Genomic DNA, 23164 nt, shown 5'->3' on the forward strand with positions numbered 1-23164 from the left:
GGGCCGGGGCTAGAACTTCAGCTTGAAGCCGGTGTGCGTCGCCTCGAAACCGAGGCGTTCGTAGAACCGGTGCGCGTCCTCGCGTTTCACGTCCGACGTCAGTTGCACGAGGGCACAGCCTCGCCGCCGCGATTCGTCGATGGCCCACCTCATCAGCTCGCCGCCGAGACCGGAGCCGCGATGGCTCGACCGCACCCGGACCGCCTCGATCTGTCCGCGCAGCGCGCCTTTCCTGGCCAGGCCGGGAATGATCGACAGCTGGAGCGTGCCGACGGCCTCCCCGCCGCCGTCGGCGACGATCAGCAATTGCGCCGGATCGGCGTCGATCTGTTCGAAGGCCTTCAGGTATGGCGTGAGGTCGTCGGCCGAATCACGGGTGCTGCCGATCTGGTCGTCGGCGAGCATCCCGACGATCGCCGCGACGTCTTCCCGGCGCGCTTGACGGATGATCATGACGCGTAGTGTCGCACCCCGTCGGTTTCGGCCGAGGTGAGTTTCCCTTGGGCCACCAGCAGATCCAGATGCGAACCGGTCTCGAGCACGGCGAGCATCTGGTTGAACGGGTCCATGTCGGGCAGCTTGCGCCGCTTGCGCGTCCAGCCCAGCCGCAGCGCGACCTCGTACGCCGTCGTGACGTCCGCGGTGATCTCGGCGCCCATGACTTCGAGCCGGTCGCGGTGGTGCTCCAGCAGTTCGTCCACGCGGGCATGGACGCTGTCGGTGACGGGGCCGTGCGCGGGGAGCATGCGCCGGTCCGGCATCTCGCGCACCAGGCGCAGAGAGTCGAGGTAGTCGCTCAGCGGCAGTTCGGTGGGCACCGGCTGGAAGCCGATGGACGGCGTGATGTGCGGCAGCACGTGGTCGCCGGAGAACACGAGCCCCGCCTCGTCGTCGACGAAGACGACGTGCCCGTCCGTGTGGCCCGGCGTGTGCACGACGTCGAACTCGCGGCCGGGCACGATCGCGCGTTTCCCGGGGACGAGCCACTCGTCGGGCTGCTCCCACAGATGCGCCTCGGTGTGCCGGACGCCGCCGAAGGCTTTGGCGAGTTCTTCGACGACGGGGTCCGCGCCACACCGCTGGAGCAGGCCGACCTGCGCCTCCATCGGGAACCGGTCCGGATCGCCGGAGCGCACCAGCGACGGCTCTTCCCGTTTCCCGAGCCCGAGCTGGCCGCCGAACTCGCGGCGCAGTTCCACGGCCAGCGTGTAGTGATCGCGATGCACGTGGGTGATCAGGAACTCGTCGATGTCGCCGAGATCCGCGCCGAGCGCCTTCAACCCGCGCGAAAGCCGTTCGCGCGCCGACTCCAGCGCCCAGCCCGAGTCCACGAGGACCAGGCGGGTGCCGTCGGTGACGACGTAGACGTTGACCGCGCGCAGCGCGTCCTGCGGCAGGGGCAGCGGGATCCGGTGGACCCCCGGCGAAACCGTGTAGACGCCTGGCTCCGCCCAGTCCCGTTCGCCGTCTTCCGGCAACGGCTCCATGGTGACCTCCGTCCCGGACGCACTCCGGTGTGCCGCCCAGTCCCACCACTTTGTGCCGCCGGAAGCCGAGTGTCCACTTGAGCGGGGTGAGACCCCGGTCACTCGCGCCGCTCGCGTTTAGTCCTCTGGATGCGGTCCTTGCGTCTGCGACTACCGCATCCAGAGGACTAAATGCGGGAGATGACGGCCTTCAGCGATCGTCCTGCTTCAGCGCGGTGTCGATCGTCAGCGCCGAAGCGACCACCATCGACGCCAGCGGGTCCCGCAGCGGCCGGTGGATCTCGACGACGTAGTTGTCGGCGGTGGTGAACGCGGCCTTCACGAAACCGCCCCAGGTCTTGGTGATCCGCGCGATCTCGACGTCGGCGTGGTCCTTGATCACGAAGTTCCACGCCCGCCAGTTCTCCGCGAAGATCCCGCCCACCTTCTGGCCGTTCACCACGAAACCCAGCCGGATCTTGCCGAAGACGTTCTCCTGCACGATCTCCCCGATGGGGGAGTCGTCGGCCTTCGTCACCAGGAACCGGGATTTGAACACCTTCGCGGGCCGCGTGACCTTCAGCACGGTGCTGTGGTTCGCGTCGCGGATTTCGAAGCGGTGGGTCAGGAACTGGTCGTAGTTCGTGAGCAGCCGGATGGCCTTCTTCAACGTGCTCTGCCCGACCTGGACGACACCGCCGAGGCGGTTGCCGTTCTGGTCGAACACGCCGAACTCGTTCGACATCTCGATGAGTTTCGCGCGCTGGTTCACCACCAGCACGGGTTCGGAGAACAGCGTTCCGCCGCCGACCACCCCGGTGGCCCGGCCTTGGGTCCCCCGCGCCGCCTGCGCCCGGATCTTGTTCGGGTCGTGCGCGCCTTCGATGTCCAGCTCGATCATCTCGGCGTCGTGCGACGGCCGCGTGTTCGCGGTCCAGGCCTGCCCGTCCCACCACCGGTACACCCGGGGGTTCTGCTGGTCGGGATACCAGCCGGCGGGCTGTGGAGAGCTCGTCATGGCAGGTCAGCGTAATGCGCGCGGCGCCGTCTCGGGCTCGACGACGGCAATTGCGTCGAATGTCCGTGTCCTCCCCCCGCCCCGCCGCCCCGCACACTCGGACCAAGGGGAGAATCCGGGTGTGAACGAACGACCTTGGCCCCCTGGCGCGGCCACCGCGATCGGTTCCCTGCCCGGTACCGATCCGGTCGAGGCCGCTTCGATCGTGTTCGGTGAACTGCCCGAATTCCCCTGTATGCCCGAACTTCCCGCTCGCGGAGTCGGTGCCGACATGATCGGCCGGACGGCGGCGTTGCTGGTCGACCTCGCCGTCGAGGTCGTGCCGAGCGGTTACCGCGTCACCGCCCGTCCCGGGCACGATCACCGCCGGGCCCTCGATCTGATGAACTGGGACCTCGACGCCGTCCAGGAGGCGCGGGAGAAGGCGGGCGCCGCGCCGCCCGCCTTCAAGATCCAGGTCGCCGGGCCGTGGACGCTGGCCGCGAACGTCGAACTCCCGCGCGGGCACCGGGTCCTCACCGACAGGGGCGCGCTGCGTGACTTCGCCGCTTCGCTGCTCGACGGATTGGCCGGGCACGTCGAGGAGCTGAAATCACGCATCGGCGCGCCCGTCGTGATCCAGTTCGACGAGCCGTCGCTGCCCGCGGTCCTCGCCGGTGATCTCCCGACGGCGTCCGGCTACGGCACCGTTCCCGCCGTGCCCGCGCCGGAAGCCCGCGAGCTGCTTTCGACGGTGATATCGGGGGCGGAGCGCATCACCGGTCAGCCGGTCGCGGTGCACTGCTGCGCCGAAAAACCGCCGATCTCGTTGCTGCGCGCGGCGGGGGCGAAGGCGATCGCGTTCGACTTCGCCTTGCTGAAGGGCGCTTCGCCCGCGCTGCTCGACGAAATCGGCGAGACGCTGGACTCCGGCACGACGCTGATGCTCGGCCTCGTCCCCACCACCGACCCCGGCGTGCCGGTGGAACTGCGTGACGTGGTCTCGCCCGTCCTCAAGCTCGTCGACAGGCTCGGCTTCCGCCGCGAAATCCTCGCGGAACAGGTCGTGCCGACGTCGGCGTGCGGGCTCGCGGGTGCCACTCCCGAGTGGATGCGCCGCGCGCTCACGCTCAGCCGTGAGTCCGGCAAGGCTTTCACCGAACCGCCTGAAGGCTGGTGAGCGGCGCGGTAGCGTGCCCGTCATGCGTTTGTTCCGCCGTTCCCGCAAATCCGAGGACGTTCCCGACCCCCGCACCGCCTGGCCGGAGCAGCCGATCCCCGAGGACGCGGCCGCCGCGGCGGCCGCGTTCTGGGAGGCGTGGTTCGCGCTCCTGCCGGAGGTCAGCGCCGCCCTCGGCGACCGTGAACCGCATCGGGTGGAACACGACCTCTGCACCATCGTCGAAGCACTGCATCCCCGGCTGCACTTCTCCCTCGATCGTGGGCACCGGGCGATCTACGCACTGGTGCTGACCGGCCAGGAGGATCCGGAACTGCGCCCGTACACCGACGCGTGGAAGGCCGCGGCGCCGCCGGAGGACGCGATCTGGGAGTACCACGATTCGGTGCCACCGGTCCCCGATCCGAGTGACGTCACCGTCAACCTCGGCGAGACCCGCATCGCGCTCGCCGACGTCCGGGTGACCGCGAAAGTCGACGAAGCAGCCGGACGGGTGGACGTGACCGTGTTCCATCCGCTGATCGAAGTGCTGGCGCCGGAGACCCGGACGACCATGACGTTCCTGCCGCTGGACGCCACGCTGGGTGAGCGTGTCGCGGCCGAACGCCTCGGCAAGGTCGAGCTGGTGACCGAGGCCCAGGACGGGCAGCTGACCTTGCTCGAACTACGCGAAGTGGTCGGCGGACTCGGTTCACCGGAGCCCGGAAATGTCGGTACCCCCGACTAGGGTTACCCCCGTGAGCAGCGAACTTCCCGAAAACATCGAGCCGGCGCAGGACGTCACCGACGTGCCTGCCGACGTCCGCGAACGGCATGCCGAGCTGGCGGAGGAGATCCGCGGCCACCAGTTCCGGTACTACGTGCTGGATTCACCGATCGTGTCCGACGGTCAGTTCGACGAGCTGCTCAACGAACTCCAGGCCATCGAGGACGAGTATCCGGGGCTGGTGACGCCGGAGTCGCCGACGCAGAACGTCGGCGGCACGTTCTCCACCGAGTTCGTCGCGCACGACCACCTCGAGCGCATGCTCAGCCTCGACAACGTCTTCGACACCGAGGAGTTCGAGGCCTGGGTCGAGCGGGTCCAGAAGGAGATCGGCGCGACGAAGTACCTCGCCGAACTGAAGATCGACGGGCTCGCGATCAACCTGCTGTACGAGAACGGCCGCCTGACCCGCGCGCTGACCAGGGGCGACGGCCGCACCGGCGAGGACGTCACGCTCAACGTCCGCACGCTGGAGCAGGTGCCGGAGCGGCTGACCGCGACGGACGAGTTCCCGGTGCCCGCGCTGGTCGAGGTCCGCGGCGAGGTGTTCTTCCGCGTCGAGGATTTCCTGGCGCTGAACGCGAAAATGGTCGAGGCGGGCAAGGATCCGTACGCGAACCCACGCAACACGGCCGCCGGATCGTTGCGGCAGAAGGATCCCAAGATCACGAAGTCGCGCAACCTGCGGCTGATCTGCCACGGCCTCGGCAAACGCGAGGGTTTCGAGCCGAAACGCCAGTCCGAGGCGTACGACGCGCTCGCCGCGTGGGGCCTGCCGGTCTCGCCGCACAGCAAGGTGCTGACCTCCGGCAAGGAGTTGCTGGAGCACATCCAGTACTGGGGCGAGCACAGGCACGACGCCGAGCACGAGATCGACGGCGTCGTCATCAAGGTCGACGAGGTAGCGCTGCAGCGCCGTCTCGGCACGACGTCGCGCGCGCCGCGCTGGGCGATCGCCTACAAGTACCCGCCGGAAGAGGCGATCACCACGCTCCTGGACATCCAGGTCAACGTCGGCCGCACCGGGCGGGTCACCCCGTTCGCGGTGATGGAGCCGGTGAAGGTGGCCGGGTCCACGGTCGCGATGGCGACCCTGCACAACCAGGAGGAGGTCAAGCGCAAGGGCGTGCTGATCGGGGACAAGGTCGTCATCCGCAAGGCGGGCGACGTCATCCCCGAGGTGCTCGGGCCGGTCGCCGACGCGCGTACCGGTGAAGAGCGCGAGTTCGTCATGCCGCTGCGCTGCCCCAACTGCGACACCGAACTGGCGTACCAGAAGGAGGGCGACATCGACATCCGTTGCCCCAACGCGCAGTTCTGCCCGGCGCAGCGGAGGGAGCGGCTGTTCCACCTGGCGAGCCGGAACGTCTTCGACATCGAGGTGGTCGGGTACGAGGCCGCGGTGGCGCTGCTGGACGCCGGCGTCGTGCACGACGAGGGCGACATCTTCGACCTGGACGAGGAGAAGCTGCTCCAGGTCGAGCTGTTCCGCACCAAGGCGGGGGAGCTCTCGGCCAACGGGCGCAAACTGCTGGAGAACCTGGAAACCGTCAAGGATCGTCCACTGTGGAGGGTCATCGTCGGGCTGTCGATCCGGCACGTCGGCCCGACGGCCGCACAGGCGCTCGCGCGGGAATTCGGTTCACTGGAACGGATCGAGAACGCCTCCGAAGAGGAGCTCGCCGCCGTCGACGGTGTCGGCCCGACCATCGTGCGAGCCGCGAAGGAATGGTTCGAGGTCGATTGGCACCGCGAGATCGTCGAGAAATGGCGTGCGGCGGGCGTGCGGATGGAGGAGGAGCGCGACGAGTCCGTCCCGCGCAACCTCGAAGGCCTGTCCATCGTCGTCACCGGCTCGCTGAACGACTACTCCCGCGACGAGGCCAAGGAGTTCATCATGGCCCGCGGCGGGAAGGCGGCCGGTTCGGTGTCGAAGAAGACGGCGTTCGTCGTCGTGGGCGACGCGCCGGGCTCGAAGTACGACAAGGCCGTCCAGCTGAAGGTGCCGGTGCTCGACGAGAACGGCTTCCGTGTGCTGCTGGAAGACGGGCCCGAGGCCGCGGCCGAGCTCGCGCTGCCGACCGGCGAGGAGGAGAGCGGTGAGTGACCTGGAGATCCGGCCCGCGCGGCCGGAGGAGCTGACGGCCGTCGGCGAGCTCACGCTGGCCGCGTACTCGGCGGAGCGGAACCTCGTCGACGGCGTGGGCTACGCGACCGAGTTGCTCGACGCCGCCCGGCGGGCGGAGCTGGCCGAACTGCTGGTCGCGGTGGACGGGGACGGCACGCTCGTCGGCACGGTCACCATCGCGCACCCGGGGACGCCGTTCGCCGAGCTGTCCCGCGAGGGCGAACTGGAGTTCCGCATGCTCGGGGTGCTGCCCTCGGCGACCGGGCGCGGTATCGGCGAGGCGCTGACCAGGGCGGTCATCGCGCGGGCGCGGGAACTCGGCGCCGCGAGGGTGGTGCTGTGCAGCCTGGAGACGATGACGCGGGCCCACCGGCTCTACGAGCGGCTCGGCTTCGTGCGGCTGCCCGAGCGGGACTGGGAGCCGCATCCCGGGGTGACCCTGATCGCGTACCGCCTGGAGCTCACCTAGCCCGCATTTCGTCCTCTGAATGCGGTACTTGCGCGTGCAACTACCGCATTCAGAGGACGAAATGCATGAGGTCAGCTGTCCAGAACGACGGCGACGATCCCGGCGAAATGCGCCAACCGCGCCACCTCGGCGGCCCGGAAGTTCGGCCCGCCCGGCCGCGCGACCAGCAGCGCCTTGCCCGGCTTCCCCAGCGGCGTCGCCGCGAGCTCGGTCCCCAGTTCCTTCCACGTCTCCGGCACCCACGCCTCTTCGGCGTCGAGGATGGTGGCGCGTTCCAGCGGCAGCCACGGCAGATCGGTGATCGGCGTTTCGGGCGCGGCGTTGGACGACGCCAGCCGGATCGCGCCGGCCTCGGCGTGCTCGACGACGACGGCCCAGCCCGCCCGGATGATCCTCGGCACACCTTCGGCGAGGATCTCCAGCCCCGAAGCGGGCTTCGCGGCGATCTCCTCGACCAGTTCGAGCTCACGATGGGTGTCCAGCACCCCGGCGTACGGCCGGACGGCGTCGACCTCGACCCCGTCGACGCTTTCGGCGGCGGTGATCAGCGCGTCCGGCAGCCTGCCGGAGGGGATTTCGACGACGAGGTCGTCGATGGCGACACCGCCGCCCCGTTCGACGACGTCCACGCTCAGGATGTCGGCGCCGACGGTGCCGAGCGCGGTGGCGACCGCGCCGAGGGTCCCCGGGGTGTCCGGTAATTGGACCCGGATCAGGAACGACACACGCGCCCCTCTCGCCTCAGGCGTCCCAGCCTCGCCGTGGAACGCGCTACGCCGGGCGCCGATTGTGACAGACCGGACGAGGTAATGGGACCCGACGTCCGGGGCGCGGGATAACGAACCAGGCACTCCTTACCCGACATGGGAGCGCAGGCCGCGGCATAACCCAGTCGAGTTCGCCGACGCCGCCACCATAGACTTGCAGCTTCCGACAGAACCCGCACAGCACACCCCGGGAGTCACCCGCGTGCCCAACATTTCCCGCGACGAGGTCGCACACCTCGCCAAGCTGGCCAGGCTTGCCGTCACCGAAGAGGAGCTGGACGTCTTCGCAGGCCAGCTCGACCAGATCCTGGACTCGGTGGCCAAGGTGAGCGAGGTCGCAGGCGAGGATGTCCCGCCCACGTCGCACGCCGTGCCGCTGACCAACGTGTTCCGTGAGGACACGGTCCGACCGGGGCTGACCCAGCAGCAGGCGCTGGCCGGTGCGCCGGCCAGCGAAGAGGGTCGTTTCCGGGTGCCGCGGATTCTGGGAGAAGAACAGTGACCGAACTCATCAAGCTCACCGCCGCCGAGCTGGCGGAGAAGATCCAGTCCCGTGAGGTCTCGGCCGTCGAGGTCACCCAGGCCCATCTGGACCGGATCGCCGAGGTCGACGACCACATCCACGCGTTCCTGCACGTCGACACCGAGGGCGCGCTCGAAGCCGCCCGCGCGGTGGACGCCGACGTCGCCGAGGGCAAGGCGCCGAAGTCGGCCCTCGCCGGTGTCCCGCTGGCGCTCAAGGACGTGCTGACCACCAAGGGCATCCCGACCACGGTCGGTTCGAAGACCCTGGAGAACTGGCTCCCGCCGTACGACGCCACCGTGACGCGCAAGCTGCGCGAGGCCGGTGTCGTGGTGCTCGGCAAGACCAACATGGACGAGTTCGCGATGGGCTCCTCCACGGAGAACTCCGCGTTCGGCCCGACCCACAACCCGTGGGACCACGCCCGCATCCCGGGCGGTTCCGGCGGTGGCTCCTCGGCGTCCATCGCGGCGTTCGAGGCCGCGATCGCGATCGGCACCGACACCGGCGGCTCGATCCGCCAGCCCGGCGCGGTCACCGGCACCGTCGGCGTGAAGCCGACGTACGGCGGTGTCTCCCGCTACGGTCTCGTCGCCTTCTCCTCCTCGCTCGACCAGGCCGGTCCCTGCGCGCGGACGGTGCTCGACGCCGCCTTGCTGCACGAGGTCATCGCCGGGTACGACCCGATGGACTCGACCTCGATCGACGCGCCGGTCCCGCCGGTGGTCGCCGCGGCCCGCCAGGGCCTGACCGGTGACCTCAAGGGCGTCCGCGTTGGCGTGGTGAAGGAATTCGCCGGTGACGGCTACCAGCCGGGCGTGTTGCGGTCGTTCGAGGCCGCCGTCGAGCAGCTGCGCGCGCTCGGCGCCGAGGTCGTCGAGGTCTCGTGCCCGAACTTCACCTACGCGCTCCCCGCGTACTACCTGATCGCGCCGAGCGAGTGCTCGTCGAACCTCGCCCGGTTCGACGCCATGCGCTACGGCCTGCGCGTGTCCGACGACGGCGCGCACAGCGCCGAAGAGGTCATGTCGCTGACCCGCGAGAAGGGCTTCGGTCCGGAGGTCAAGCGCCGCATCATGCTCGGCACGTACGCGCTTTCCTCGGGTTACTACGACGCGTACTACGGCTCGGCGCAGAAGGTCCGCACGCTCATCACGCGCGATTTCGAAGCCGCGTACGAAAAGGTGGACGTGCTGGTCTCGCCGACCACGCCGACCACGGCGTTCAAGATCGGCGAGCGCGTCGACGACCCGATGGCGATGTACCTGGCGGACCTCTGCACCATCCCGTCGAACCTCGCCGGCAACGCCGCGATGAGTGTCCCGAGTGGACTGTCGCATGAGGACGGCCTGCCGGTCGGCCTGCAGATCATGGCCCCGGCGATGGCCGACGACCGGCTGTACCGCGTCGGCGCCGCCTACGAGGTCGCGCGCGACGCCGCCAACGGTGGCTCGCTGGTGCACGAGGTTCCGGAGCTGGGAGGAAAGAAGTGACCGCCGTGGTTGAGTTGATGGACTACGCCGACGTCATCGAGCGGTTCGATCCGGTGCTGGGCCTCGAGGTGCACGTCGAGCTGAACACGAACACCAAGATGTTCTGCGGCTGCGCCAACGAGTTCGGCGGCGAGCCGAACACCAAGGTGTGCCCGACCTGTCTCGGCCTGCCCGGTTCGCTGCCGGTCGTGAACGGCAAGGCGGTCGAGGGCGCGATCCGCATCGGCCTCGCGCTCAACTGCGAGATCGCCGAATGGTGCCGCTTCGCCCGGAAGAACTACTTCTACCCGGACATGCCGAAGAACTTCCAGACGTCGCAGTACGACGAGCCGATCGCCTTCAACGGCTACCTCGACGTGACGCTGGACGACGGCGAGGTCGTGCGGGTCGAGATCGAGCGTGCCCACATGGAAGAGGACACCGGCAAGTCGCTGCACGTCGGTGGTGCCACCGGGCGGATCCACGGCGCCGAGCACTCGCTGCTCGACTACAACCGCGCCGGCGTGCCGCTGATCGAGATCGTCACCAAGCCGATCGAGCACACCGGCGACCGCGCCCCCGAGGTCGCCCGCGCGTACGTGAGCGCCCTGCGGGATCTGCTGCGCGCGCTGGACGTTTCCGACGTCCGCATGGACCAGGGTTCCCTGCGCTGCGACGCGAACGTTTCGCTGATGGCCAAGGACGCGACCGAATTCGGCACGCGCACCGAGACCAAGAACGTCAACTCGCTGCGCAGCGTCGAGCGCGCCGTGCGCTACGAGATGACCCGCCAGGCGGCGATCCTCGCCGAGGGCGGTTCCATCAAGCAGGAGACGCGGCACTTCCAGGAGGCCGACGGCACCACGTCGTCGGGCCGCACCAAGGAGACCGCCGAGGACTACCGGTACTTCCCGGAGCCCGACCTGGTCCCGATCGCGCCGTCGCGCGAATGGGTCGAGGAGTTGCGCAAGACGCTGCCGGAGATGCCGTCGGAGCGCCGCAAGCGCATCCAGCGGGAGTGGAACCTGACCGACGAGGCGCTGCGCGACCTGCTCAACGTCGGCGCGGTCGACCTGGTCGCCGCGACCGTCGAGGCGGGGGCGACGCCGGACGAGGCTCGCAGCTGGTGGGTCAACACGCTGGCGCAGGAGGCCAACTCCCGCGAGATCGAGCTGGCCGAGCTGGCGATCACCCCGGCGCAGCTGGCCGAGGTCATCGCGCTGGTCAACGCCGGTGAGCTGACCAACAAGCTGGCCAAGGAGGTCGTGCAGGGCGTGCTCGCCGGCGAGGGTTCGCCGTCCGAGGTCGTCGAGAAGCGCGGCCTGAAGGTCGTCTCCGACGACTCCGCGCTCATCGCGGCGGTCGACGAGGCGCTGGCCGCGCAGCCCGACGTCGCCGAGAAGATCCGCGGCGGCAAGGTGGCCGCGGCCGGGGCGATCGTCGGCGCGGTCATGAAGGCCACCAAGGGCCAGGCCGACGCCAAGCGGGTGCGCGAACTGATCGTCGAGCGAGTCGGTGCCTGATTTCGCTCTGAAGAAGGTCACCTGGCGTGAGTGGCTCGGCCTCGCGGCCGGGCTGCTCGCGCTGGTGGCCTTGTTCCTTCCGTGGACGACGCTGACCGCCTCGCGCCCGGAAATCGAAGACGTGCTGAGCACGTTGCCCGCCACCGACGTCACGCGCGACGCGTGGCGTTCGGGTTTCCTCGCTTGGGCGCCGGTGTTCCTCCTGTTCCTTCCCGGTCTCGCGGTCGTGCTGTTCGGCCGTGTCGACGGCGTCCGCCGGGCGGGCCTGCCGCATCTGTGGCTGATGGCGGCCATCGGCGCGCTGCTGCTGATGGTGCTCGGCTGGACCACCCTCGACTGGCAGTTCGACGCCGACCAGCGCGGGATCCTTTCCGCCGCCGGAATCGAGATCGGGACCGGCCTCGGTCGCTATCTCGGCCTGGTGGCCGCCGTGGTCTCCGTCGTCGTGGCGTTCTTCGACGTCCGGCGCCTGCGTGCCGAGACCCGCACCCGCCGTCCCTGAGTCCCCTCCCTCTCGCGTTTAGTCCTCTGAATGCGAAAGGGAGGGCGCTTGCGAACGCATTGACATGTGACCATTTGGTCACCTATTTTGTCCCGCATGACCACTTCACGCAGGACACTCGTCACCGTGCTCGTCGCAGTTCTCCTCGGCGCGCTGTTCACCGCCGCGCCCGCGGCCGCCGGAGAGCGCCACCGGATCCACGAGGGCACCATCGACGGCGCCGACTATCTGGTCAAAGTGCCGAAACGCTGGAACGGCACGCTGGTGCTCTACAGCCACGGGCTCTACGTGGACCCGTGGGCGCCGAAGCAGATCATGCTGGCCACCAGACCCGAGACCGAGTCTTGGCTGCTGGACCAGGGTTACGCGCTGGCCGCGTCGAACTACAAGGGCACCTTCGGGCACGCGATCGAAGAAGCCTTGACCGACCAGATCGCGCTGCTGGACTGGTTCGAGACCAACGTGGGCAAACCGCGGCGGACCGTCACGAGCGGAATGTCCATGGGCGCCGTGATCTCCTTGAAGCTGGCCGAGAACAACCCGGGCCGGTTCGACGGTGTCCTGGCGCAGTGCGGCGAGTACGACGCGCACGGCACGTGGAACAGCGCGCTGGACATGCTCTTCGCACTCAAGACGCTGCTGGCGCCGGACGCGGACATCGACCTGGTCCGGCCGCGTGATCCGCAGGCCGCGCAGGCGGCACTCGAAGCCGTCGTTGCCGAAGCGCAGAAGACCGACGCGGGCCGGGCGCGGATCGCGCTGGCCGGTGCGCTGGGCACCGTCCCGGGCTGGGCGCTCGCGCACGAGCCGGAGCCGACGGCGTCCGCCGACCGTCTCGCCCAGCAGGCGATGTGGGTCACCGGCGCCTATCTGTACGGCTACGGACCGGGCGCGCGTCCCGAAATCGAGCGCCGGGCGGGCGGGAACCCGTCGTCGAACACCGGGATCGACTACCGGCGTCAGCTCGTCCGGTCCGCCGGTCTCGACCTGGTCCGGCAGGCCTACCGGACGAGCGGCGTGGAGCTGGAAGCCGACCTCGACCGGCTCGCCGCGGCTCCGCGGATTTCGGCGGATCCGAAGGCTCAGGCCTACATGCAGCGCTTCACCGTGGCGCGCGGCACCACGCCTTCACCCGTACTGACCACGCACACCACCGGTGACGGCGGCGCCGTGGCGGGCCAGGCCCGGTGGTACGGCGACCAGGTCCGGCGCGACGGCGATCCCGCTCTGCTGCGGCAGACCTACGTGAACCGGGGCGGTCACTGCTCGTTCAACGCGGCCGAGGAGATCGTCCTGCTGCGCACCCTGCTGTCCAGGGCGGACACCGGCCGCTGGCCCTCCACCGAACCGCACCGGCTCACCGCCGCGGCGAACGCGCTGGGCTCGGGCTACCGGCTCGTGCCGGAGCTGTTCGACCCGCAGGGCAAGGAAAAGGCGATGCCGCCGTCGTTCACCCGGTTCGCACCGGCGCCCCACCCGCGGCCGTCCCGCTAGGACCGCTCAGTCCTTGCCGCCCCCGCCGGAACTGGCCGACGGCGTGATGATGACGACGCGGTCGTCGCTCGAAACCGGGGAACCGCCGTCCTTGTTGACCGTCCCGGCGAGCGCGATCTGCGGGTTGACCATGCTCATCGCGGACAGCCTGCCGAAGGTCTTCGGCGGTTTGCCGACCTTGCCGTCCATGACGACGTTGGGCTTGCCGGTCACCGCCCCGTCCGGGGTGACCGGCAGGTTCTGCAGGTTGCCCGCGATGGACGTGGTGATCGAGAGATACCCGGTGGAGCCGACGAAATCCGCGCACCCCGCGACGCCGGGTTTGTCGGTCCAGCTCCAGGCCGGGGTGGTCAGCGGCTGGCCACCGCGAAGCCGGTACAGGACGTCCTTGTCGGCCAGCCGGTCGGTGAGCCATACGCGGGAACCGGCCTGGTCGCGGCAGATCCCGCCGGGGGAGTGCACGCCGGTGGAGAAGACCGCCGAACCCGCCGTGGGGTTGCCCGGCGCCGGTTTGCCGGAGGTGTCGATGCGCAGCACCTTCCCGGCCAGCGACGCCGGATCGGCCGCGAGCCCGGGGTTGCCCGCGTCGCCGGTGGCGACCAGGAGCGCGCCCTTCGCGTCGGTGCCGATCGCGCCGCGGTTGCCGGTGGCCCCCTTGGGGATCCCGGTCAGCACCGGTTTCGGCGCCTGGCCCTTCGCCAGGCGGACGACCCGGTTGTCGGTCGGGGTGGTGATGTAGGCGAAGACGAGCTGGTCTTCGGCGAACCCCGGGGAGAGGGCGAGCGAGGTGAGGCCGCCGTCGCCGGAACCGTCCACGGGGACGGTCGCCCAGTCGGCCGGGTCCTTCTCCGCGGCGGCGAGCAGGATCCGGCCGCTCTTGCGTTCTCCGGCGAGCGCGCTCGGAGCGGTGCCGTCGCCGGGGATCGCGGCCACGGCGGCGACGGTGTCCAGGCAGGTCGCGATGACGGCCTTGTCGAAGTCCTTGCAGCCCTGCGGCGGCGGGACCGGCGTCGGCGCCTGGTTCGGCCCGTTTCCCCGGCCGGGACCGGCGTCGCCCGCTTCACCGCCCGGCCCGACCTGCGGCGGGACCTCGGGGGACGGCGGGTTGACCGGGGTGAACTTCTGCCCGGCGGCGGTGTTGTCGAATTCGGCGCAACCGGAGAGCATCAGGGCGCCGCAGGCCAGCATGGCCAGCGGCGCGGTCCATTTCCGCCGGTACCGGGTACGCACGGGCCCAGCCTAGGTGGGCGTACGTGAGCCACAGGTAAGAGCTCCTCGATACCGTGGTGATCATGACTGTGACCGTTCTCGTGCCCGACGAAGAGGGAGTGGCCGCGCTTTCGGAGATCGAGGGCGTGCGTCCGGTGGTGTACCGCCGCGGCGAGCCGGTGCCCGCCGAAGCCGCCGAGGCCGAGGTCCTCGTGACCGGCGAGGGGCCCAGCGAGGAACTCTGGCGCGAACTGCCGAACGTCAAACTCGTGCAGCTGCTGGCGGCGGGTGCCGAGGACTGGGTCGGCAAGGTGCCGGACGGTGTGCTGCTCTCGACCTGCCGTGGCGCACACGGCGGAAGCTCGGCCGAGTGGGTCGTCGCGGTCCTCTTGACCATCTACCGGGATCTCGGCGGTTTCGCCGACGGCCACCGGCGGAAGCACTGGGAACGCCGGATCACCGACACCCTGCAGGGCAAACGGGCACTCATCGTCGGCGCGGGCGACCTCGGCAGGCATCTGCGCCGACGGCTGGAGACGTTCGACGTGCGCTGCACGATGGTGGGCGCGACGGCCCGCGAGGGCGTGCACGGCAACGACGAACTCCCCGGATTGCTGCCCGACCACGACATCACGGTCCTGATGGTGCCGCTCACGCCGCATACGCGGGGCATGGTCGACGCGGAGTTCCTGGCCGCGATGCCGGACGACGCGATCCTCGTCAACGTGTCGAGGGGGCCGGTCGTGGACACCGGCGCGCTCGTCGCGGAACTCGCGTCGGGACGGCTGCGCGCCGCCCTCGACGTCACCGACCCGGAGCCCTTGCCCGAGGGGCATCCGCTGTGGGACGTGCCGGGACTGCTGCTGACGCCGCACGTCGCGGGCGCCGTGAGCGGGCGGCGGCAGCGCGCCTACGCGGTGGTGGTCCGCGAACTGAGCCACTATCTGGGCGGGGAGTTGCCGAAGAACCTGGTCCACGGCGAATACTGATCGGCGTGGCGAATCTTCATGTCGGCTGCGCGATGTGGACGCACAAGGCGTGGGCGGGCCGGTTCGTGCCGCGGTCGGCGCCCGCCGGGGAGCGCCTGCGGGCCTACTCCGGCTGGTGCAACGCGGTCGAAGGCAACACGACCTTCTACGCGACGCCCGCGAGGGAAACCGTCGAGACGTGGGCGCGGCAGACCGGTCCCGGTTTCCGGTTCGTGGTCAAGCTGCCCAAGGTCGTCACGCACGAGAAACGGCTCGCCGGGGTCGAGACCGAGATGCGGGCGTTCCTCGACGCGATCGAACCCCTCGGTGAGCGGGCGGTCCTGTGGACCCAGCTGCCCGGCTCGTTCGGCCCGCCGGACGTCGACGCCCTCGGCCGCTTCCTGCGCCGTCTCCCCGCCGGTCTCCGGCGCGCCGTGGAGGTGCGGCACCCGGAGTTCTCCAGCGACGCCCGCGCGACGGCGTTGCTGGAGACGGCGCTGGCCGGCGCGGGTGCCGAGTGGGTGCCGTTCGACACCACGGTCTTCTTCGCGAGTCCGCCGGTCAGCGAAGCCGAACAGGACGCCTGGGCGAAGAAACCCCGGCTGCCGCGGCGGACGCGGGCGCTCACCGATCGCCCGATCGTCCGCTACCTGGGCCGCGACGCGACCGAAGTGACCGTCGAGGGATGGCGGCCGTGGACCGAGGTGGTCGCCGGATGGCTGCGCGAGGGCCGTTCGCCGACGGTCTTCGTGCACACCCCCGACAACGACGACGCGCCGGCGCTCGCCCGCCGCTTCCACGACGACGTGCGCGCCCTGGTGCCCGGTCTCGACCCGCTGCCGGAGCCCGAACCGGTCGAGCCCGCGACCTTGTTCTGAGCCGCTCCGGCGGTTCGGTCGCCTGACGGGCCGGTTTCCCCTACCCTTCGCGCGTGAGCGATGACTATCAGACCAGCATGATCTCGGACGTGGCCGACGCCGACAGCGGCCCCGGCCCGGCGGAGACCAGGGGCGGGATCGATCTCGGTCTGCTCGTCCTGCGAGTGGTACTCGGCGTGACGATGGGCGCGCACGGGCTCCAGCACCTCTTCGGCGCCTTCGGCGGCCCTGGGGTCGGTGGCTTCGCCAGGGCACTCGGCGAGCTCGGCTACACCAGCCAGACCACGCTGCTTTCGTGGATCACCGGGATCAGCGAAGTGGTCGGCGGCGCGCTCGTGCTGGTGGGCCTGTTCACCCCGATCGGCGCCGCCGCGCTGCTCGGTGTCTGCGCGAACATCGTCTACGTGAAGTTCGGCGGCGGGTTCTTCCAGAAGCAGGGGCAGGGCTTCGAGTTCGAACTCCTGCTGGCCGCGGCTTCGCTGACCGTCCTGCTCGCGGGCTCCGGGCGGATCGCGCTGGACGTCAACACCCCGTGGCGGAAGCGGCCGCTTTCGTTCGGGTTGATCGGGTTGCTCCTGTCGGCGGCCGCCTCGGTCGTGGTGATCGTCCTGTGCCGCTGACCGCTCGCATTTAGAGGACTAAATGCGCTCGTTGCGCATTTAGTCCTCTAAATGCATGCTTGCGGCCTACTTGTTCGGGTCCCGGACGGCGCCGGTGTCGGCCGAAGTCGCCATCCGCGCGTAGGCCCTCAGCGCGGCGGTGATCTTCCGGTCCCGCGAGACCGGCTGCCACGGCCGCTCGCTCGCCTCCATCTTCGCGCGCCGCTCGGCGAGCACGTCCTCGTCGACGAGCAGTTCGAGCCGACGCTCGTGGACGTCGAGCAGGATCCGGTCGCCGTTCTGGACCAGGCCGATCGCCCCGCCCGCGGCGGCCTCGGGCGAGATGTGCCCGACCGAGATGCCCGACGAGCCGCCGGAGAACCGGCCGTCGGTGATCAGCGCGCATTTCTTGCCCAGCCCCGAGCCCTTGAGGAACGCCGTCGGGTGCAGCATCTCCTGCATCCCAGGGCCGCCCGCCGGGCCTTCGTAGCGGATCACCAGCACCTCGCCGGGCTGGATCTCCTTCTTGAGGATGGCCGAGACCGCCTCCTCCTGGCTCTCCAGCACCCGGGCCGGGCCCTCGAAATGCCACAGTTCCTCGTCGATACCCGCCGACTTGATGACGGCGCCGTTCTCGGCGAGGTTGCCGCGCAGGATCGCGAGCCCGCCGTCCTTGGTGTAGGCGTGTTCGACGTCGTGGATGCAGCCGCCGACGGCGTCGGTGTCCAAAGAGGACCAACGGTTCTCGGTGGAGAACGCCTCGGTGGTGCGGACTCCGCCCGGAGCCGCGTGGAACAGCTCGATCGCCCGCTCCGACGGCTCCTTCGCCCGGATGTCCCAAGTGGACAGCCACGACTCCAGATCCGGCGAGTGCACGGAGTGGACGTCGGTGTTCAGCAGCCCGCCGCGGTGCAGTTCGCCGAGGATCGCCGGGATTCCGCCGGCGCGGTGGACGTCCTCCATGTGGTAGTCCGAGTTCGGCGCGACCTTCGACAGGCACGGCACGCGGCGGCCGATGGCGTCGATGTCGTCGATGGTGAAGTCGACCTCGCCCTCCTGCGCGGCGGCGAGGATGTGCAGCACCGTGTTGGTCGAACCGCCCATCGCCATGTCGAGGGCCATCGCGTTCTCGAAAGCCTTCTTCGACGCGATCGAACGCGGGAGCACGGACTCGTCGTCCTGCTCATACCAGCGCTTGCACAGCTCGACGACCGTGCGCCCGGCGTCCTCGAAGAGCGCCCGGCGGGCGGCGTGCGTGGCGAGGGTGGAGCCGTTGCCCGGCAGGGAGAGCCCGAGCGCCTCGGTGAGGCAGTTCATCGAGTTCGCGGTGAACATGCCCGAGCACGAACCACAGGTCGGGCAGGCCGAACGCTCCACAATGGACAGCCCGTCCTCGTCGACCTCGCTGCTGGCCGACGCGGCGATCGCGGTGATGAGGTCGGTCGGCGCCTGCGCGACCCCGCCGACGACCACGGCCTTCCCGGCCTCCATCGGTCCACCGGAGACGAACACCACCGGGATGTTCAGCCGCATGGCGGCGTTCAGCATGCCCGGGGTGATCTTGTCGCAGTTGGAGATGCAGACCAGCGCGTCGGCCTGGTGCGCGTTCACCATGTACTCGACGGAGTCGGCGATGATCTCGCGCGAGGGCAGCGAGTAGAGCATTCCGCTGTGCCCCATGGCGATCCCGTCGTCGACGGCGATCGTGTGGAACTCGCGGGCGACACCGCCCGCCTCCTTCACCGCGCCGGCCACGATTTCGCCGAGGTCCTTGAGGTGCACGTGCCCCGGCACGAACTGGGTGTAGGAGTTCGCGATGGCGACGATCGGCTTGCCGAAGTCGCTGTCGGTCATTCCGGTGGCGCGCCAGAGCGAGCGCGCGCCCGCCGCGTTGCGGCCGTGGGTGGTGGTCCGGGAACGGAGTTGAGGCACGGCTGACTCCAAGGTTCGGGATGGGGACCAGGGCGAACGAGCGCCAAACTGGTCCTACCAATCCTACTCCCCGGAATCGTCGCGCTTTTCCGGAGCCTCGGCCAGGTCGTCGGTCAGCCCGGAGGGATCGGCCATCCGCCCCGCACTGACCAGCGAAATCACCGGAAGATGGCGGGTGCGCACGGCGGGCAGGGCGACCTTGGTCTCGTCCTTCAGCACCGCCTGCACCTTCGCCTTGTCAGTGATGGCGAGGCCCTTGAGGGAGGTCCACGGCAGATCCTTCCGCCCGAACATCGTCCGCACCTCGAGTCCCTCGGCCGTCGCCGTCGTGCGGGTCCGGATGACGAACACCGCCAGCGCGATCGGGAAGAGGTAGAGCCACTGGAGATACGGCACGTCGCCGAACGCGACAGGCGTCACACAAACGACGAGGAAAGCGATCGCCAGCAATGCCGTGTTCGGGATTTTGAAGACGGCCTTGCGGTCCTCGTTCGCCTGTTCCCGCTGCTTTTCTTCTGCCACGTCAAAGATGGTGCACCGCCGCCTCCGCGGCCCCGAACGCGGGTCGCACCACGCGCCGAAGGTGTCCAGCATGCGGAATCGCCGTCCCGCAGAGTTGACACTCTTGACGGCGACCGGCTAGCTTCACTCTTGTGACAACGCAGACCGGCCTCGTACTTCCCAAGCGCGTCGACGCTTAGGGAAGTCTCCGCTGCGTCGACGCGCGACCCTCGTGCGACCACTCCGGTCGGCGGGGGTTTTTTGTTGCCTGGAACAATTTCACTGCCGAACCAGCCAATGAATACCCGAACGAGTGACTAGACAAGACGAGGCAAACAGCGATGACTAGTGCCACCTCGCGAGCTGATGCGAACTCCGGTACCACCGGTGCCCGACCCAAGCCGGCGCCGCCCGCCGGGACCCCGGTGCGGGTCACGGGCGCGCAGTCGCTCGTCCGCTCGCTCGAGGCGGTGGGCGCGGAGGTCGTGTTCGGTATTCCCGGCGGCACCATTCTCCCGGCGTACGACCCGCTGCTCGACTCGACGAAGGTCCGCCACGTCCTGGTCCGTCACGAACAGGGCGCCGGGCACGCCGCCACCGGGTACGCGCAGGCGACCGGCAAGGTCGGCGTGTGCATGGCCACCTCCGGTCCCGGCGCCACCAACCTGGTCACCCCGCTGGCCGACGCGAACATGGACTCGGTGCCCGTCGTCGCCATCACCGGCCAGCAGTCCCGCGCGCTGATCGGCACGGACGCCTTCCAGGAAGCCGACATCTGCGGCATCACGATGCCGATCACCAAGCACAACTTCCTGGTCACCGACCCGGCGGACATCCCGCGCACCATCGCGGAGGCGTTCCACCTCGCCTCGACCGGCCGTCCCGGCCCGGTCCTGGTGGACATCCCCAAGGACGTCCTGCAGGAGATGACCTCGTTCTCCTGGCCGACGGAAATGCGCCTGCCGGGCTACCGGCCCACGCTGCGCCCGCACGGCAAGCAGGTCCGCGAGGCAGCGCGGCTGATCAGCAAGTCGCGGCGCCCGGTCCTCTACGTCGGCGGCGGCGTGGTCAAGGCCGACGCCTCGCGCCAGCTGATGGAACTGGCCGAACTGACCGGCATCCCCGTCGTCACCACGCTGATGGCGCGCGGCGCGTTCCCCGATTCGCACCCGCAGCACCTCGGCATGCCGGGGATGCACGGTTCGGTCGCCGCGGTCGCCGCGATGCAGCGGGCGGATCTGCTGATCGCCCTCGGCGCCCGCTTCGACGACCGCGTCACCGGGCAGCTGTCCTCGTTCGCGCCGGACGCCGCCGTCGTCCACGCCGACATCGACCCCGCCGAGATCTCCAAGAACCGCAAGGCGGACGTGCCGATCGTCGGCGACTGCGCGGAGATCATCACCGAGCTGATCGAGGCCGTCCGCGCCGAGACCGACAAGTCCGCGAAGCCGGACCTGAAGGACTGGTGGACGCAGGCGAGCGCCTGGCGCGACGACTACCCGGCCGGGTACGAGTGGCCCGAGGACGGGACGCTGTCCCCGCAGTACGTCATCGAGCGCATCGGTTCGCTCGTCGGCCCGGACGCGGTCTACACCGCGGGCGTCGGCCAGCACCAGATGTGGGCCGCGCAGTTCGTGAAGTACGAGAATCCGCGCACCTGGATCAACTCGGGCGGCCTCGGCACGATGGGCTTCGCCGTCCCCGCCGCGATGGGCGCCAAGTTCGGCGTGCCGGACAAGCAGGTCTGGGCCATCGACGGCGACGGCTGTTTCCAGATGACGAACCAGGAACTGGCCACCTGCGCCATCGAAGGCGCGCCGATCAAGGTCGCCGTCATCAACAACGGCAACCTGGGCATGGTCCGCCAGTGGCAGAACCTCTTCTACTCCGAGCGGTACTCCAACACCGATCTCGGTACCCACAAGCATCGCATCCCCGACTTCACCCTCCTCGCGGAGGCGCTCGGCTGCGCCGGGCTCCGCTGCGAGACCAAGGAGGACGTCGACGCCACCATCCGGCGCGCCATGGAGATCAACGACCGCCCCGTCGTGATCGATTTCGTGGTGGGGAAGGATGCCCAGGTGTGGCCCATGGTGGCCGCGGGCACCGGTAACGACGAAATCATGGCCGTGCGCGGGATCCGCCCGCTCTTCGACGACGACGAGGTCGCCGCCGAGGCGGAAATCAACGCGGCCGCAGAAGGAGACGCCCGATGAGCGTGCACACCCTGAGCGTTCTGGTCGAGAACAAGCCCGGTGTCCTCGCGCGGGTTTCCGGACTGTTCTCCCGGCGTGGTTTCAACATCGAATCCCTCGCCGTCGGGCCCACGGAGAATCCCGAGGTGTCCCGGATGACGATCGTGGTCGCCGTTGAGGAGCTACCGCTCGAACAGGTGACCAAACAGCTCAACAAGCTGGTCAACGTCATCAAGATCGTGGAATTGGAAAAGTCCACAGCCGTGCAGCGTGAACTGCTGCTCGTGAAGGTCCGGGCCGACAACACCGTGCGCAGCCAGGTCCTCGAAACAGTGCAGTTGTTCCGCGCGAAGGTGGTGGACGTGTCTCCCGAGGCGCTCACCGTCGAAGCCACCGGGACCTCGGACAAGATCGGTGCCCTGCTCCGGATGCTGGAGCCCTACGGCATCCGTGAACTGGTCCAGTCCGGCATGGTCGCGGTCGGCCGGGGCTCCCGCTCGATCACCGCCACCTCCGCTCGATAACTTTGTTTGTAAGTCAGGAAAGGAAGTAGTACCCCTCATGGCAGTGGAAATCTTTTACGACGACGACGCGGACCTTTCGATCATCCAGGGTCGCAAGGTCGCCGTGATCGGCTACGGCAGCCAGGGCCACGCGCACTCGCTGAGCCTGCGCGACTCCGGCGTCGACGTCCGCATCGGCCTGCCCGAGGGCTCGAAGTCGCGGGCCAAGGCCGAGGAGCAGGGTCTCCGCGTGCTCACCCCGGCCGAGGCCAGCGCCGAAGCCGACCTGATCATGATCCTCGCGCCGGACACGAAGCAGCGCTTCATCTACGAGCAGGACATCGCGCCGAACCTCAAGGACGGCGACGCGCTCTTCTTCGGGCACGGCTTCAACATCCGCTACGACCTGATCAAGCCGCCGGCAGGCGTCGACGTCGCCATGGTCGCCCCGAAGGGCCCGGGCCACCTGGTCCGCCGCCAGTTCGTCGACGGCAAGGGCGTCCCGGCGCTCATCGCGGTCGAGCAGGACGCCTCCGGCAACGCGCAGGCGCTCGCGCTCTCCTACGCGGCCGCCATCGGTGGCGCCCGCGCCGGTGTCATCAAGACGACCTTCACCGAGGAGACCGAGACCGACCTCTTCGGCGAGCAGGCCGTGCTCTGCGGTGGCGCCTCCGCGCTGGTGCAGACCGGTTTCGAGGTGCTCACCGAGGCCGGCTACGCCCCGGAGATCGCCTACTTCGAGGTGCTGCACGAGCTGAAGCTGATCGTCGACCTCATGTACGAGGGCGGCATCGCGCGTCAGCGCTACTCGATCTCCGACACCGCCGAGTACGGCGACCTGACCCGCGGCCCGCGCGTCATCTCGCCGGCGGTCAAGGAAGAGATGAAGAAGATCCTCGGCGAGATCCAGGACGGCACGTTCGCCCGCGAATGGGTCGCCGAGGACGAGGCCGGGCGGCCGAACTTCACCAAGCTCGAGGAGCAGGGCAACCAGCACCCGATCGAGGAGACCGGCAAGAAGCTGCGCGACCTGATGTCGTGGGTGGACCGGCCGATCACCGAAACCGCCTAGTCGTGGGCTGAAGGGGCCCT

At 69.4% G+C, this 23164-nt stretch carries 22 protein-coding genes; 15 read left to right on the forward strand and 7 right to left on the reverse strand.

Going from position 1 to position 23164, the window contains the following annotated elements:
- Nucleotides 1-9: 9 nt before the first annotated feature.
- The 3 genes from DMC64_RS19690 to DMC64_RS19700 all read right to left on the reverse strand — a co-directional run bounded on the left by DMC64_RS19690 (nt 10) and on the right by DMC64_RS19700 (nt 2484).
- Nucleotides 10-453: a GNAT family N-acetyltransferase gene (locus DMC64_RS19690; RefSeq protein ID WP_125734674.1), complete on the reverse strand. Its 444-nt coding sequence runs from the start codon at nt 451-453 to the stop codon at nt 10-12.
- The gene (locus tag DMC64_RS19695; protein ID WP_125734675.1) at nt 450-1487 is read right to left on the reverse strand and encodes an MBL fold metallo-hydrolase; all 1038 of its coding nucleotides are present in this window, start codon (nt 1485-1487) and stop codon (nt 450-452) included. The genes DMC64_RS19690 and DMC64_RS19695 overlap by 4 nt, the downstream gene beginning before the upstream one ends.
- Nucleotides 1488-1677: 190 nt before the next feature.
- Nucleotides 1678-2484, reverse strand: a complete 807-nt coding sequence (locus DMC64_RS19700) for a phospholipid scramblase-related protein (RefSeq protein ID WP_037341907.1) — start codon at nt 2482-2484, stop codon at nt 1678-1680.
- A 121-nt stretch (nt 2485-2605) separates the two neighbouring features.
- On the opposite strand from DMC64_RS19700, the gene DMC64_RS19705 reads away from it, so the two are divergent.
- Genes DMC64_RS19705 through DMC64_RS19720 form a run of 4 tightly spaced genes read left to right on the forward strand, consistent with a single transcriptional unit; the run spans nt 2606 to nt 7006 of the window.
- A complete protein-coding gene (locus tag DMC64_RS19705) occupies nt 2606-3643 on the forward strand; it encodes a methionine synthase (protein ID WP_125734676.1) in 1038 nt (345 codons plus the stop codon).
- A 22-nt stretch (nt 3644-3665) separates the two neighbouring features.
- Nucleotides 3666-4370, forward strand: a complete 705-nt coding sequence (locus DMC64_RS19710) for a hypothetical protein (protein ID WP_125734677.1) — start codon at nt 3666-3668, stop codon at nt 4368-4370.
- A gap of 10 nt (nt 4371-4380) precedes the next feature.
- A complete protein-coding gene (gene ligA, locus DMC64_RS19715) occupies nt 4381-6516 on the forward strand; it encodes an NAD-dependent DNA ligase LigA (RefSeq protein WP_037341913.1) in 2136 nt (711 codons plus the stop codon).
- Entirely contained in the window at nt 6509-7006 is a 498-nt protein-coding gene (locus DMC64_RS19720; protein ID WP_038509346.1) for a GNAT family N-acetyltransferase, read from the forward strand. The genes ligA and DMC64_RS19720 overlap by 8 nt, the downstream gene beginning before the upstream one ends.
- Before the next feature lie 71 nt (nt 7007-7077).
- Here the strand turns inward: DMC64_RS19720 and DMC64_RS19725 are convergent, their stop codons facing one another.
- Nucleotides 7078-7731, reverse strand: coding sequence for an amino acid-binding protein (locus DMC64_RS19725; protein WP_037341914.1), 654 nt, complete (start codon nt 7729-7731; stop codon nt 7078-7080).
- A 244-nt stretch (nt 7732-7975) separates the two neighbouring features.
- Between DMC64_RS19725 and gatC the strand changes: the two genes are divergently transcribed.
- The 5 genes from gatC (at nt 7976) to DMC64_RS19750 (ending at nt 13287) form a co-directional block, all read left to right on the forward strand.
- Nucleotides 7976-8275: an Asp-tRNA(Asn)/Glu-tRNA(Gln) amidotransferase subunit GatC gene (gene gatC, locus DMC64_RS19730; protein WP_005162012.1), complete on the forward strand. Its 300-nt coding sequence runs from the start codon at nt 7976-7978 to the stop codon at nt 8273-8275.
- Nucleotides 8272-9789 carry an Asp-tRNA(Asn)/Glu-tRNA(Gln) amidotransferase subunit GatA gene (gatA, locus tag DMC64_RS19735; protein ID WP_037341916.1) on the forward strand — a complete coding sequence of 506 codons (1518 nt, stop codon included), beginning with the start codon at nt 8272-8274 and terminating at the stop codon, nt 9787-9789. The genes gatC and gatA overlap by 4 nt, the downstream gene beginning before the upstream one ends.
- Entirely contained in the window at nt 9786-11291 is a 1506-nt protein-coding gene (gatB, locus tag DMC64_RS19740; protein WP_125734678.1) for an Asp-tRNA(Asn)/Glu-tRNA(Gln) amidotransferase subunit GatB, read from the forward strand. Before gatA ends, gatB begins: the two co-directional genes overlap by 4 nt.
- A complete protein-coding gene (locus tag DMC64_RS19745) occupies nt 11284-11793 on the forward strand; it encodes a hypothetical protein (protein ID WP_125734679.1) in 510 nt (169 codons plus the stop codon). Before gatB ends, DMC64_RS19745 begins: the two co-directional genes overlap by 8 nt.
- Before the next feature lie 96 nt (nt 11794-11889).
- On the forward strand, nt 11890-13287 hold the full coding sequence (locus DMC64_RS19750) for a DUF6351 family protein (RefSeq protein ID WP_125734680.1): 1398 nt from the start codon (nt 11890-11892) through the stop codon (nt 13285-13287).
- A 6-nt stretch (nt 13288-13293) separates the two neighbouring features.
- Here DMC64_RS19750 and DMC64_RS19755 read toward each other — a convergent pair whose 3' ends face one another.
- A complete protein-coding gene (locus DMC64_RS19755) occupies nt 13294-14517 on the reverse strand; it encodes a sorbosone dehydrogenase family protein (protein ID WP_125734681.1) in 1224 nt (407 codons plus the stop codon).
- A 62-nt stretch (nt 14518-14579) separates the two neighbouring features.
- On the opposite strand from DMC64_RS19755, the gene DMC64_RS19760 reads away from it, so the two are divergent.
- From DMC64_RS19760 to DMC64_RS19770, 3 genes are all read left to right on the forward strand, one after another.
- Entirely contained in the window at nt 14580-15485 is a 906-nt protein-coding gene (locus DMC64_RS19760; RefSeq protein ID WP_037342561.1) for a 2-hydroxyacid dehydrogenase, read from the forward strand.
- Between the two features lie 32 nt (nt 15486-15517).
- A complete protein-coding gene (locus DMC64_RS19765) occupies nt 15518-16342 on the forward strand; it encodes a DUF72 domain-containing protein (RefSeq protein WP_125734846.1) in 825 nt (274 codons plus the stop codon).
- Nucleotides 16343-16419: 77 nt separating this feature from the next.
- On the forward strand, nt 16420-16962 hold the full coding sequence (locus DMC64_RS19770; RefSeq protein ID WP_037341928.1) for a DoxX family protein: 543 nt from the start codon (nt 16420-16422) through the stop codon (nt 16960-16962).
- A gap of 66 nt (nt 16963-17028) precedes the next feature.
- Here DMC64_RS19770 and ilvD read toward each other — a convergent pair whose 3' ends face one another.
- A complete protein-coding gene (gene ilvD, locus DMC64_RS19775; protein ID WP_125734682.1) occupies nt 17029-18873 on the reverse strand; it encodes a dihydroxy-acid dehydratase in 1845 nt (614 codons plus the stop codon).
- Nucleotides 18874-18936: 63 nt separating this feature from the next.
- Nucleotides 18937-19395: a PH domain-containing protein gene (locus DMC64_RS19780; protein ID WP_037341932.1), complete on the reverse strand. Its 459-nt coding sequence runs from the start codon at nt 19393-19395 to the stop codon at nt 18937-18939.
- A 320-nt stretch (nt 19396-19715) separates the two neighbouring features.
- On the opposite strand from DMC64_RS19780, the gene DMC64_RS19785 reads away from it, so the two are divergent.
- From DMC64_RS19785 to ilvC, 3 genes are read left to right on the forward strand one after another with little or no spacing between them, the layout of a single operon-like run.
- Nucleotides 19716-21590 (forward strand): acetolactate synthase large subunit, encoded by a 1875-nt coding sequence (locus DMC64_RS19785; RefSeq protein WP_125734683.1) that lies wholly within the window; start codon nt 19716-19718, stop codon nt 21588-21590.
- Entirely contained in the window at nt 21587-22093 is a 507-nt protein-coding gene (gene ilvN, locus DMC64_RS19790; RefSeq protein WP_005162051.1) for an acetolactate synthase small subunit, read from the forward strand. Before DMC64_RS19785 ends, ilvN begins: the two co-directional genes overlap by 4 nt.
- A 37-nt stretch (nt 22094-22130) precedes the next feature.
- The gene (gene ilvC / locus DMC64_RS19795) at nt 22131-23144 is read left to right on the forward strand and encodes a ketol-acid reductoisomerase (protein WP_037341937.1); all 1014 of its coding nucleotides are present in this window, start codon (nt 22131-22133) and stop codon (nt 23142-23144) included.
- The last annotated feature ends 20 nt before the right edge of the window (nt 23145-23164 follow it).

The sequence above is a fragment of the Amycolatopsis sp. WAC 04197 genome, from assembly GCF_003947475.1.
GTDB classification, from domain to species: domain Bacteria; phylum Actinomycetota; class Actinomycetes; order Mycobacteriales; family Pseudonocardiaceae; genus Amycolatopsis; species Amycolatopsis japonica.